This is a genomic window from Phocoenobacter atlanticus subsp. cyclopteri (assembly GCF_018343795.1).
In the GTDB taxonomy this organism is placed as follows: Bacteria; Pseudomonadota; Gammaproteobacteria; order Enterobacterales; family Pasteurellaceae; genus Phocoenobacter; species Phocoenobacter atlanticus.
Map to the genome: position 1 here is coordinate 1886183 of NZ_CP074346.1, position 12912 is coordinate 1899094.

Sequence of the window (12912 nt, forward strand, 5' to 3'; positions counted from 1 at the left end):
ATAGCGGTAAGATATTAATAAAAATTTGTAAATTTTTTTTTAATATAATTAAAAATGGTTGTTATTTAAACATTAAGAGAACATAATAATAGGCAATTATGTTCTCTTTATATTATTCACAAAATGACAAAACGAATAGATCTTATATTAGAAGACGTAAACCGACTTGGAAAAGTTGAGGTTATTAATTTAGCCAAAGAATACGGTGTTTCTGTAGAAACCATTCGCCGTGATTTAACGGCTTTAGAAAAAAAAGGACTACTGTATCGAGTACACGGCGGAGCGATCAATAAAAAAGTGAAAGATGCAGGCAACTCTTTTCAAACAAGACAGCGTTATAACCTAGATAAAAAGAAAATTATTGCACAAAATGCAATGGAATATTTATTTGAAGATATGGTTATTGGGTTGGATGCAAGCTCTTCAAGTTGGCATTTTTCCCAGTTAATGCCAGATATCCCTTGTACCGTTGTGACAAACTCAATGCATAATATGACAGCTTTAGTGAACAAGCCAAATGTTAAAACCATCGCAACAGGTGGCGTTTATTCAAGTAAATATAATGCATTTTACGGACCATTATCGGAACATTTATTGTCACGTTTACATATTGATATTAGCTTTATTTCTTGTGTAGGCTTTGATAGTGAAGGAAAAATTTGGGAATCCAATGAACTCAATGCGTCGGTAAAACAGAAATTAATGAATGTCTCTAAGCAATTTTTTTTACTCGCAGATGATTCAAAATATCAAAAAACCAATTTAATTCAACTTTCAGATTTTTCTCAAATTGATATGCTTTTTACCACAGAAGGTGTTGATAATCATTTATATGAATGTTGCAAAACCCACAATGTTTCTTTAATAAAATGACCGACTTTCCATAAATCGGTCATTTTCAGTCAAAAAATATTCATTTTTAGCTTTCAAAAACAGCATTTTTTGTGAGTTGTATCACAAAATCAACATCAAAAACCTAAAATTATTATTCTTTTTCTTTTTTTTGTTTGAAAATAACTTTCAGAAAATAAGTATTTTTCTTAATCAAAAAAAGAGGAAGAATAAAAATGAAAACATACAAATCTGCATTACCAAAAATTGGTATCCGTCCAACTATTGATGGTCGTCGTATGGGGGTACGTGAGTCCCTTGAAGATCAAACAATGAATATGGCGAAATCAGTTAAACAATTATTAGAAAGCAAAATTTATCACACGACTGGCGAGAAAGTAGAGTGTGTGATCGCTGATACTTGTATTGGTGGGGTAACCGAGGCAGCTGCTTGTGCTGAGAAATTTAAACGTGAAAATGTGGGTGCAACGATTACGGTTACACCTTGTTGGTGCTATGGTTCTGAAACCATTGATATGGATCCACACCTTCCAAAAGCGATTTGGGGTTTCAATGGTACTGAACGTCCAGGGGCAGTTTATTTAGCGGCGTCTCTTGCTGGGCATAACCAAATGGGCTTACCTGCATTCTCTATTTATGGAACAGAAGTTTGCGAAGCAGACGACACATCAATCCCAGCAGATGTTGAAGAAAAATTATTACGCTTTGCTCGTGCTGCATTAACTGTTGCAAGCATTCGTGGTAAATCTTATTTATCAATCGGTGCGGTTTCAATGGGTATCGCAGGTTCTATCGTAAATCAACCATTCTTCCAAGAATATTTAGGTATGCGTAATGAATATGTAGATATGACCGAAATCAAACGTCGCCTAGATCGTGAAATTTATGACAAAGACGAATTTGAATTAGCCTTCAAATGGGTAAAAGAAAACTGCCCAGAAGGTATTGATGTAAACGCACCTGAAAATCAACGCACGCCAGAAGAACGTGAAGAACTTTGGGCAACAGTGGTGAAAATGACGATTATTGTGCGTGATTTAATGGCAGGTAATCCACGTTTAGCAGACTTAAACTTTGGTGAAGAAGCATTAGGACATAATGCCGTGTTAGCAGGTTTCCAAGGTCAACGTCACTGGACAGATCATCTTCCAAATGGTGACTTTATGGAAGCAGTATTAAATACGACTTATGACTGGAATGGCTTACGTCCGCCACATCTTCTTGCCACAGAAAATGATAGCTTAAATGGTGTGGGAATGTTGTTAGGTAACGGCTTAACAGGTCAAGCTCAAATTTTTGCTGACGTGCGTACTTACTGGTCGCCTGAATCAGTAGAAAAAGCAACCGGCTTTAAACCAGAAGTGGGCTTTATCCATTTAGTAAACTCAGGTTCTGCAACTTTGGACGGAACAGGACAACACACAGATAAAGATGGAAAACCAGTTATCAAACCATTCTGGGAAGTGACCGAAGAAGATGCAAAACGTTGCTATGAAAATACGAAATGGTGTCCAGCGGTTCACGAATACTTCCGTGGGGGCGGTTACTCATCTCAATACTTAACCAAAGGTGGAATGCCTTTCACTATGCACCGTATCAATATCGTTAAAGGTGTTGGTCCTGTGTTACAAATTGCAGAAGGTTGGTCTGTTGATTTACCAGAACACGTACACGATATCTTGAATAAACGTACAAATGAAACTTGGCCAACAACTTGGTTTACACCACGCTTAACAGGTAAAGGTGCATTCACTGATGAGTATTCTGTAATGGCAAACTGGGGTGCAAACCACTGTGTGGCAACTTACGGACACGTTGGTGCGGATTTAATTACCCTTGCATCAATGCTACGTATTCCAGTTTGTATGCACAACGTGGATGAAAAAGACATCTTCCGTCCAAGTGCGTGGAGTGCATTCGGTCAAGATAAAGAAGGTCAAGATTATCGTGCTTGTGCAAACTTCGGTGCATTATATAAATAAAAAGCATAAATAATCAGTAACAATCAAAGTGCGACTAGTGATTGATTAGTCGCACTACAACTCAAATCTTATTTTAATTCTATTAAAAGGGGAGGCGTGAATGTCTATTGCACTCATTTTTGACTGTGGCGCGACTAATTTACGCACAATTGCGATTGATGAAAAAGGCAAAATTGTGGCTTCTCATCACATTGCAAACAACACTCAACCAGATCCTGAAAACCCACAATATCATATTTGGGATTTCGCAGAAATTTGGCAGAAGTTAGAAACTTGTGCTGAACAAACAATTGCAAATTTACAAAAAAATCACACCGCTTTATCCGATATTAAAGGGATTGCTGTGACCACTTTTGGGGTGGACGGTGCACCTTTTGATAAAGAGGGCAAACAACTTTATCCGATTATTTCGTGGAAATGTCCACGCACCTTACCTGTGATGACAAACCTTGATAAATACTTAAATGTTGAGCAGTTATATCAACGTAATGGTATCGGTCAATACAGCTTTAATACCCTTTTCAAATTATTATGGCTTAAAGAAAATAAACCTGATGTATTCCAAAAAATGGATAAATGGGTATTTATTTCTTCAATGCTAAGCCAACGCTTAACGGGTAAATTTACCACTGACCGCACAATGGCGGGTACATCAATGATGACTAATCTTGAAAGCAATGATTGGGATAGTGAGGTGTTATCCGTTTTAGGTTTAACCAAAACTCATTTTCCAACAATGGTCAATGCTGGCGATAAAATCGGCACATTATCAAAAGAGTTAGCTCAAAAATTTGGTTTAAATGAAGTGCCTGTTATCTCTTGCGGACACGATACGCAATTTGCGGTATTTGGTTCAGGTGCAGGTTTAAATCAGCCTGTATTAAGTTCTGGTACGTGGGAAATTTTAATGGCAAGAACCGAAAAAGCTGAGCCACATATTGAATTTGTGCCACAAGGTTTAACCACCGAATTTGACGCACAAGATCGTTGCTTTAACCCTGCTGTGCAATGGGTTGGATCTGGCGTGATGGAATGGATCGGTAAACTCTTCTTTGCTGATGTGGTGGGAACAGATAAATATTATCCAACAATGATCAGCGAAGGCGAAAAAGTCGCGGTGGGTTCAAATGGTATCCGTTTTACAGGCACTTTCGCGGCAACAGATAAACCCGTGGGCTTAGGTGGAATTACTGGCTTATCAATGCACAATCAACGTGGACAAATTTATCGTGCTGCGTTGGAATATATGGCATTACAACTTAAAAATGGTCTAGAAGTATTACAAAAGGTCAGCCACTTTGAAGCAGAAAGTTTAATTTGTGTCGGTGGAGGTTCTAAAAATAAATTATGGAACCAAATCCGTGCCGATGTTTTAGGGTTGCCATTAGATATCGTTGATGTGGCAGAAAGTACCGTTCTAGGTGCTGCAATGTTTACCTTTGCGGGTGTGGGTGTATTTAAAAATGTGGAGCAAGCTCAACAACAAATGCAACCAAATAAACAACGGATTTATCCATCACAAAATAGTGAAAGCTATCAAAAATGGTTACAAGAGATTTAAAAATTTGTTTTTAAAAAGTATTAAAAGAAAACTAAGGAAAATTGTATGTTAAAAGGTATTCATCCAGCAATCTCACCAGAGTTGCTAAAAATACTTGCAGAAATGGGACACGGTGATGAACTTGTGTTATCCGACGCTCACTTTCCTGCTCACTCACTTCATCATAAGGTTATTCGAGCCGATGGCATTAGTGTTAGCACCTTATTAAGTGGCATTAGCCCACTTTTTGAATTTGATGCTTATGTTGATGCACCACTGGTAATGATGCAAGCCGTAGAAGGCGATACGCTCGATCCAACTGTTGAGCAAAATTACTTAAATGCCATCCAACAAGCGGTCGGATTTACACCAAAATTAACAAGAATTGATCGCTTTGCCTTTTATGATCGTGCCAAAACTGCTTATGCTGTTGTGATCAGTGGCGAAACCGCAAAATATGGCAATATCATCATTAAAAAAGGTGTGACACCTATTATTTAAATTAGAGGAAATTAGAAATGAACAGAAAAGAATTATCAAGAAAAATTATTGATACCTGTTTAGAAATGACTCGCTTGGGGTTAAACCAAGGTACAGCAGGTAATGTAAGTGTACGTTATAAAGATGGTATGCTAATCACACCAACGGGGACACCTTATGAATTATTAACCGAAGACAGTATTGTTTATGTAGATGGAAACCGCAATTTTGAAGAAGGGAAATTGCCTTCAAGTGAATGGAATTTCCACCTTGCGGTTTATGAAAACCGTCCTGATTGCGACGCTGTAATCCATAATCACGCCGTAAACTGTGCCGCAGTGTCTATTTTAGAAAAAGAAATCCCAGCTATTCACTATATGATTGCGGTTGGCGGAACAGATCATATTCCTTGCGTACCTTATGCAACTTTTGGTTCTCGTAAATTAGCAGAATATGTGGGTGAGGGTATCAAAGAAAGTAAAGCAATTTTACTGGCTCATCACGGCTTTATTGGTGCGGATAAAAATCTAGACAAAGCACTATGGCTAGCTCACGAAGTAGAAGTTTTAGCAGAGTGGTATCTTAAATTGTTAGCAACTAATCAGCCTATTCCAACCCTTCCAAAAGAAGAGATGGAAGTCGTGTTAGAGAAATTCAAATCTTATGGTTTAAGAATCGAAGAATAATTCAATTGGAGTGTGCTATGTCAAAACAACAAGAAACACTACTTGCAATGAAAGGTATCTCCAAATCTTTTTCTGGTGTTGTAGCATTGAAAAATGCTGAAATTGATTTGAAGGCTGGAGAAGTTGTTGCTCTTATGGGGGAAAATGGGGCTGGAAAATCTACATTAATGAAAATCCTAACAGGGATATATAGTAGAGATTCTGGTACCGTTACCTATATGGGCAAGGAAGTAGAATATAAAGGACCGTCTGAATCAGAAGAAGATGGTATCGCCATCGTCCACCAAGAACTTAATATGATGAATGACTTAACTGTTGCTCAAAATCTGTTTATTGGTAAAGAATCAATGAATGGTTTTTTCATCGATGATGCCGAGATGAATAGAAAAGCAAGAGAGTTATTTAAAATATTAAATATTGATATTGACCCAGCCGAAAAAATAGAAAACCTTACTGTTGGGAAGCAGCAAATGGTAGAAATTGCAAAAGCTATATCAAAAAATGCGAAAGTGATTATTTTTGATGAACCAACTGCCGCTCTCACAGACTCTGAGATAGACGAGTTATTTAAAGTCATCAATGATTTGCGAGATAAAGGTACGGGTATGATATATATTTCTCACCGAATGGATGAGATAAATGTGATATCTGACCGAGTAACCGTAATGCGAGATGGTGAGTTTGTTGGTACTTTGGTCACCAAAGAGTGCGATAAAAACGATATTATTAAACTGATGGTTGGTCGTACTATTTTTGCAGAACCTAAAGCACAATCTAATGTAGCCCCTGATGCACCAGTTGTATTGAAATGTGAAAATTTAAATCGTGGCAAGTATGTTAGAGATGTAAGTTTCGAATTGAGAAAAGGAGAAATTTTAAGCTTTGCAGGGTTGATGGGAGCAGGACGAACTGAGGTTGCAAGACTTATCTTTGGTGCGGATAAAAAAGAATCTGGAAAAATTTACATAAATGATAAAGAAGTTCAGATAGATTCTCCTAAAGATGCGGTGGCTGCAGGGATCGGTTATCTATCAGAAGATAGAAAAAGATATGGTCTTATCGTTGATAAGCCAGTAGAAGAGAATACCGTAATAGCCAACCTTGACTCATTTATGAAAGGACTATTTATTGATACTGAAAAATCTCGAGAAGTATCAAAGAAATACGTAAATGAACTAAAAACAAAAACACCTAGTGTCGAACAACCAGTTAAAAAGCTTTCTGGTGGTAACCAACAAAAGGTTGTTATCGCTAAATGGCTCGTTAGAGACTGCGATATTCTTATATTTGATGAACCTACAAGAGGTATAGATATTGGTGCTAAAAGTGAAATCTATCATTTAATGGAAGAATTAGCTCAGCAAGGAAAGTCAATTATTATGGTTTCATCAGAACTTCCAGAAGTCCTTCGTATGAGTGATCGAGTTATTGTTATGTGTGAAGGTAAAGTGACAGGCACATTCGACATATCCGAAGCCACTCAAGAACGTATTATGCAAGCAGCGAAAAATCGCTAGAAAAGGAGAGAGACAATGCTTACTAAATTAAAAAAAGTTTTTTCCAACCAACAAACTGTAGTGTTTATTGCACTTATCGTTATTTGTATCGTATTTGCTCTTATTACACCTAAGTTTATGCAAATATCTACATTTACTAATGTATCTAAATCTGCTTATTATGTAGGTTTTATGGCGATAGGGGTGACCTTTGTTATTGCCACAGGGGGAATTGATTTATCCATTGGTACTGTTGCAATTTGTTCGGCCCTGATTGGTGGTACATTGATGCAACAAGGATTGCCAATGATCTTTGTTATCTTTGCAATTCTCTTAACTGGGATCCTATTTGGTTTAGTGAATGGATTGATGGTTTCTAAACTGGGGATACCTTCCTTTATTGCCACACTAGGAACAATGATGCTATCTCGTGGGCTTGGATCGATTGTATCACAAACAAGATCAATCTCTTTCCCACAAGGTCACTCAGATGGAGCTTGGTATCGAGAATTTTTTATGATTACTGCTAAAGATTCATTTCTACCAAAACACTTTCCGACTGGATTTATATTGATTGCAGTTGCTTGTATTATTATGGAAATTATACTAAATAAAACCAAAATCGGTAGATATATACTCTCTATCGGCTCAAATAAAGAAGCAACAAGACTTTCAGGTATCAACATTGCAAAATATGAAATCTATGCTTATGTAATTTCAGGTTTCTTTGCAGCACTTGCGGGTATTGCTTATGTTGCTGTATTTACCACAGCTCAGCCAAATACAGGTAATGGATTTGAACTTGATGCTATCGCAGCTGTCGTCATTGGAGGAACATCACTTGCTGGTGGTATCGGTTCGATATTCGGTACCATTATTGGTGTATTTATTATGACAGTGTTAAAAATAGGTTTCCCATATATCGGTGTACAATCTCATTACCAGCTATTTATTACAGGTATAATTCTAGTATTCGCTGTATATATGGATATTCTCAATAGAAAACGTAACAAATAACTTTTATCACTCACATATTTGAAAAGGAGGGGGAACATATTTAAATCAACTAAGGTATTTACTAATTTCTAACTAGTATATGTAAACTAAAACTTAATTAATGAGGAAATCAAAATGATTAAATCTAGAAAAATGTTAGCGAGTGTTTTAACTTCTTGTGTATTAGCTGCGGGTTTAGCAACAAATGCAATGGCAGATAATGCTAAAAAAACACATATTGATGTGATTGCGAAAGGTTTCCAACATCAATTCTGGAAAGCTGTTGAATTAGGTTCTAACAAAGCAGCAAAAGAATTAGGGATAGAAGTAACATTCCAAGGTCCAGATACAGAATCTAATATTGCGCAACAATTAGAATATTTAAATACTGCAATAGCAGGAAAACCAGATGCTATCTGTCTTGCTGCTCTTGATACCAATGCGTCATTAGGTGCTATTTCTGAGGCACAAGATGAAGGTATTCCTATCATTGGTTTTGACTCAGGTGTTCCTAATGCACCAGAAGGCGCGATTAAAGCAAATGCTTCAACAGATAACTATGCTGCAGGTGCATTAGCTGCAACTGAATTATTTAAACTTATCGAACCAAAAATCAAAGCAGCGAAAGAGCCTGTGAGAATTGGTGTTGTAACACAAGATTGGAATGGTGAGTCTGTTAAATCAAGAACAAAAGGTTTTGTTGATGAAGTAGTTAAGTTAGTTGGCAAAAATAATGTTTCAATTGAAGGACATGATGCACTTAGAAATGAGAATGATAAAGCGAAAGTAATCGTTGATATTGGTATTCCAGCAGAAGTTAAAGATGTGGATGCAGCAGCTGTTGCTTCAGCACTTCTTGAAAAAGAAGATCTAATTGCAATTTATGGTTCAAATGAATTTGCAGCAAATGCAATTATCACTGCTAATGAAGGCCTAGAAAAAATTGGTAAAGGTAAAGTCGTTGCAGTAGGTTTTGATGCAGGTAAAAAACAACTTGATGCCGTAAGAGCTGGACTATTTGCAGGTTCAATCACTCAAGATCCAGTACAAATTGGTTATAAAGCAGTTAAATTAGCTTATGATGCATCTCACGGCAAAGCAGTGAAAGATGTAGATACTGGTGCTAAATGGTATAACTCTACAAATATGGATGATGCAGATATCAAACCTTGTTTATATGAGTAAGATTACCTTATAAAAGAAAGCTAAAATTCACGAAAGTGGGTTTTAGCTTATTTTTAAAATTATAAAATATTTTATATTTTTAGGAGTTATTATGGCAAATCGTATGATTTTAAATGAGACCAGCTATCACGGTAAAGGTGCAATCCAAAATATTGTCGTAGAAGCAAAGGCTCGTGGTTTCAAAAAAGCACTTGTTGTAACAGACAAAGATCTCATTAAATTTAACGTCGCAAGTAAAGTAACCTCTCTTTTAGATGAAGCAGGTCTTGCGTATGAAATTTTTGATGAAGTAAAAGCAAACCCAAGTGTTGATATTATCAAACGTGGTGTTGAGAAATTTAAACAAGCAGGTGCAGATTATTTAATTGCAATTGGTGGGGGTTCGCCTATCGATAGCTCAAAAGCAATCGGAATTATCATCAATAACCCTGAATTTAGCGATGTACTTTCCCTTGAAGGTGTTGCTCCAACCAAGAAAAAATGTGTACCAGTGATTGCTGTTGCAACAACAGCAGGTACAGCAGCAGAAGTTACCATTAACTATGTAATTACAGATGAAGCTAAAAAACGTAAATTTGTTTGTGTTGATGTAAATGATATTCCAGCGGTTGCAATTGTTGACCCTGATATGATGGCAAGTATGCCAAAAGGCTTAACCGCTGCAACAGGTATGGATGCATTAACACACGCCATTGAAGGTTACATCACCAAAGCAGCGTGGGAGTTAACTGACGCATTACATTTAAAAGCGATTGAATTAATTTCTCGTTCATTACGTGGTTCTGTAAATGGCGAACCAGAAGGACGTGAAGGAATGGCATTAGGGCAATATGTTGCTGGAATGGGCTTCTCTAACGTAGGTTTAGGTGTGGTTCACTCAATGGCACACCCACTTTCAGCCTATTATGACACTCCACACGGTATTGCAAACGCTGTATTATTACCTTATGTAATGGAATTTAACAAAGATTACACGGGTGAAAAATACCGTGAAATTGCTCGTGCAATGGGAGTGAAAGGCGTTGATGAAATGTCGCAAGCTGAATATCGCAATGCGGCAGTTGAAGCAGTAAAACAACTGGCAAAAGATGTCGGTATCCCAGAAAAACTTTCAATGATTGATGTGAAAGAAGAAGATTTACCTGCACTTTCCGTTGATGCCTTTAACGATGTATGTACAGGAGGAAATCCAAGAGATTGTACCGCAGAAGAAATTTTAGAAGTGTACAAAATTGCGTTCTAATATTCTTTTATAAGTGATTATATCACAGTAGGAATATATAAAAGACTACTTAAAAGTCCTTTAAATCCTTATATTTAAGGTTTTGAAGGACTTTTTGCAAAAAAATAAAATAAAGTCACCGCTTATTTAGATAAATTTTCAGACGCAAACATTTACATTTATTTACACTTCTTTATATTATAGATTTAATCAAGATCACCATTAGTTGATCAAAAAAACAAACGAAAATTATCACTACTCTCTCTTGAAATGATAATCGTTGTTAGTATATATTAACCCTTTAAGTTTGTGCATTGAGGTGAAAATGGGTAAATTTTTAGTTACAAAACGTGATGGCTCTCTGACAGAATTTGATATCACACGTATTATTACAGCAATAAAAAATGCAACCAGATCTGTGGGTATTGATGATGAACATTATTGTTTAAGCATTAGCCAGCAAATTAGCAGTAAAATTATCAATGATTATCAGCAAGGGATTGATATCAATAGTATTCAAAGTATTGTTGAAGATCATCTAATGCAAAGTTGTTACCCTCAGGTTGCTCGTGCTTATATTGAATATCGCCACGATAGAGATATCGCTCGTGAAAAATGCTCCTTTTTAATGAAAGAAATTGAAGGGCTAATCGATCAAACCAACATTGCAGTACTCAATGAAAATGCCAACAAAGATGCAAAAATTATTCCAACCCAACGTGATTTATTAGCGGGTATCGTGGCTAAGCATTATGCACAACGTTATATTTTGCCTCGTGATGTGGTCAATGCTCACAATAGTGGCGAAATTCACTACCACGATTTAGATTACTCGCCATTTTTCCCAATGTTCAACTGTATGCTGGTTGATCTAAAAGGAATGCTAGAAAATGGCTTTAAAATGGGTAATTCTGAAATTGATACGCCTCGTTCAATCGGGACGGCAACGGCGATTACCGCCCAAATCATTGCCCAAGTAGCGAGCCACATTTACGGTGGAACAACCATCAATCGTATTGATGAAGTGCTTGCCCCTTATGTGGAAAAAAGCTATCAGAAACTCTTGAAAATCGCCCAAGAATGGCAAATTCCTAATCCACAAGGTTATGCTGATACTTTAATTGAAAAAGAGTGTTTTGACGCATTTCAGTCCCTTGAATATGAAATCAATACACTACACACCGCAAATGGTCAGACGCCTTTTGTCACTTTAGGTTTTGGGTTAGGAACAAGCTGGCAAGCTCGTTTAATTCAAAAATCTATTTTGAAAAATCGTATTCGTGGCTTAGGTACAAATCATAAAACACCGATTTTTCCTAAATTAGTTTTTACCTTAAAACGTGGTTTAAACCTTGAAAATGGCGATCCAAATTATGATATCAAAAAACTCGCCTTAGAATGTGCCTCTAAACGAATGTACCCTGATATTCTCAATTATGATAAATTGATTGAAATCACAGGCTCATTTAAAGCCCCAATGGGTTGTCGTAGTTTCTTAAATTTTTATGAAGAAAACGGCGAGCAAATTCACGATGGACGCAATAATTTAGGTGTGGTTAGCATTAACTTACCTCGTATTGCGTTAGAGTCTAAACGGAATGAAACTACATTTTTTGAGCTACTTGATAAGCGATTAAATATTGCCAAAAAAGCACTAATGACTCGCATTGCTCGTCTTGAAAATACCAAAGCGCGTGTTGCCCCAATTTTATATATGGAAGGGGCGTGTGGCGTACGTTTAAAAGCAGAAGATAATGTTGCCCAATTATTTAAAAATGGTAGAGCATCCATTTCTTTGGGCTATATCGGCATTTTTGAGACCATCAACGCATTGTATGGCGACACCCATATTTATGACGATGAAAGATTACGTCAAAAAGGCTTAAAAATCGTGGAATATTTAAGTAATGCAACCAAACAATGGAAAGAGGAAACGGGCTACGCATTTAGTTTATATTCCACACCAAGTGAAAATTTATGTGACCGCTTCTGTCGTTTAGATGCCAAACAATTTGGTGTTATTAAAGGGGTAACGGATAAAGGTTACTACACCAACAGCTATCATTTAGATGTTGAAAAGAAAGTCAATCCATACGATAAATTAGATTTTGAAATGCCTTATCCAGCCCTCGCAAGTGGTGGTTTTATTTGTTATGGCGAATACCCAAATATTCAGCATAACCTAAAAGCATTAGAAGATGTGTGGGATTACAGCTACGACCGAGTGCCTTACTACGGCACGAATACGCCAATTGATGAATGCTATGAATGTGGATTTAGTGGCGAATTTGAGTGTACCAGCAAAGGGTTCACTTGCCCTAAATGTGGCAACCACGATAGCAATAAAGTTTCGGTCACTCGCCGAGTTTGTGGTTATTTGGGTAGCCCTGATGCACGTCCATTTAATGCAGGCAAGCAAGAAGAAGTGAAACGTCGAGTGAAACATTTGTAAATTTTATCAACAATGTGACCG

10 protein-coding genes are annotated in these 12912 nt (G+C 36.9%); all 10 read left to right on the top strand.

Annotated features, from left to right (window positions below; all coding sequences use genetic code 11):
* The first annotated feature begins 123 nt into the window (after window positions 1–123).
* Window positions 124–873, top strand: coding sequence for a DeoR/GlpR family DNA-binding transcription regulator (locus KGI96_RS09170; RefSeq protein ID WP_211599184.1), 750 nt, complete (start codon window positions 124–126; stop codon window positions 871–873).
* Window positions 874–1067: 194 nt separating this feature from the next.
* Window positions 1068–2834 carry an L-fucose isomerase gene (gene fucI / locus KGI96_RS09175; RefSeq protein ID WP_211599185.1) on the top strand — a complete coding sequence of 589 codons (1767 nt, stop codon included), beginning with the start codon at window positions 1068–1070 and terminating at the stop codon, window positions 2832–2834.
* Between the two features lie 100 nt (window positions 2835–2934).
* Window positions 2935–4395 (top strand): L-fuculokinase, encoded by a 1461-nt coding sequence (fucK, locus tag KGI96_RS09180; RefSeq protein WP_211599186.1) that lies wholly within the window; start codon window positions 2935–2937, stop codon window positions 4393–4395.
* A 45-nt stretch (window positions 4396–4440) separates the two neighbouring features.
* Window positions 4441–4875 carry an L-fucose mutarotase gene (gene fucU, locus KGI96_RS09185; RefSeq protein WP_211599187.1) on the top strand — a complete coding sequence of 145 codons (435 nt, stop codon included), beginning with the start codon at window positions 4441–4443 and terminating at the stop codon, window positions 4873–4875.
* Window positions 4876–4892: 17 nt separating this feature from the next.
* The gene (fucA, locus tag KGI96_RS09190) at window positions 4893–5540 is read left to right on the top strand and encodes an L-fuculose-phosphate aldolase (RefSeq protein ID WP_090919937.1); all 648 of its coding nucleotides are present in this window, start codon (window positions 4893–4895) and stop codon (window positions 5538–5540) included.
* Window positions 5541–5557: 17 nt separating this feature from the next.
* On the top strand, window positions 5558–7057 hold the full coding sequence (locus KGI96_RS09195; protein WP_211599188.1) for a sugar ABC transporter ATP-binding protein: 1500 nt from the start codon (window positions 5558–5560) through the stop codon (window positions 7055–7057).
* Between the two features lie 15 nt (window positions 7058–7072).
* Window positions 7073–8053, top strand: a complete 981-nt coding sequence (locus tag KGI96_RS09200) for an ABC transporter permease (RefSeq protein WP_211599189.1) — start codon at window positions 7073–7075, stop codon at window positions 8051–8053.
* Between the two features lie 114 nt (window positions 8054–8167).
* The gene (locus tag KGI96_RS09205) at window positions 8168–9217 is read left to right on the top strand and encodes an ABC transporter substrate-binding protein (protein WP_090919945.1); all 1050 of its coding nucleotides are present in this window, start codon (window positions 8168–8170) and stop codon (window positions 9215–9217) included.
* 91 nt (window positions 9218–9308) lie between these two features.
* Window positions 9309–10460: a lactaldehyde reductase gene (gene fucO, locus KGI96_RS09210; RefSeq protein WP_211599190.1), complete on the top strand. Its 1152-nt coding sequence runs from the start codon at window positions 9309–9311 to the stop codon at window positions 10458–10460.
* Window positions 10461–10764: 304 nt separating this feature from the next.
* Entirely contained in the window at window positions 10765–12891 is a 2127-nt protein-coding gene (gene nrdD, locus KGI96_RS09215; protein WP_211599191.1) for an anaerobic ribonucleoside-triphosphate reductase, read from the top strand.
* Window positions 12892–12912 lie beyond the last annotated feature (21 nt).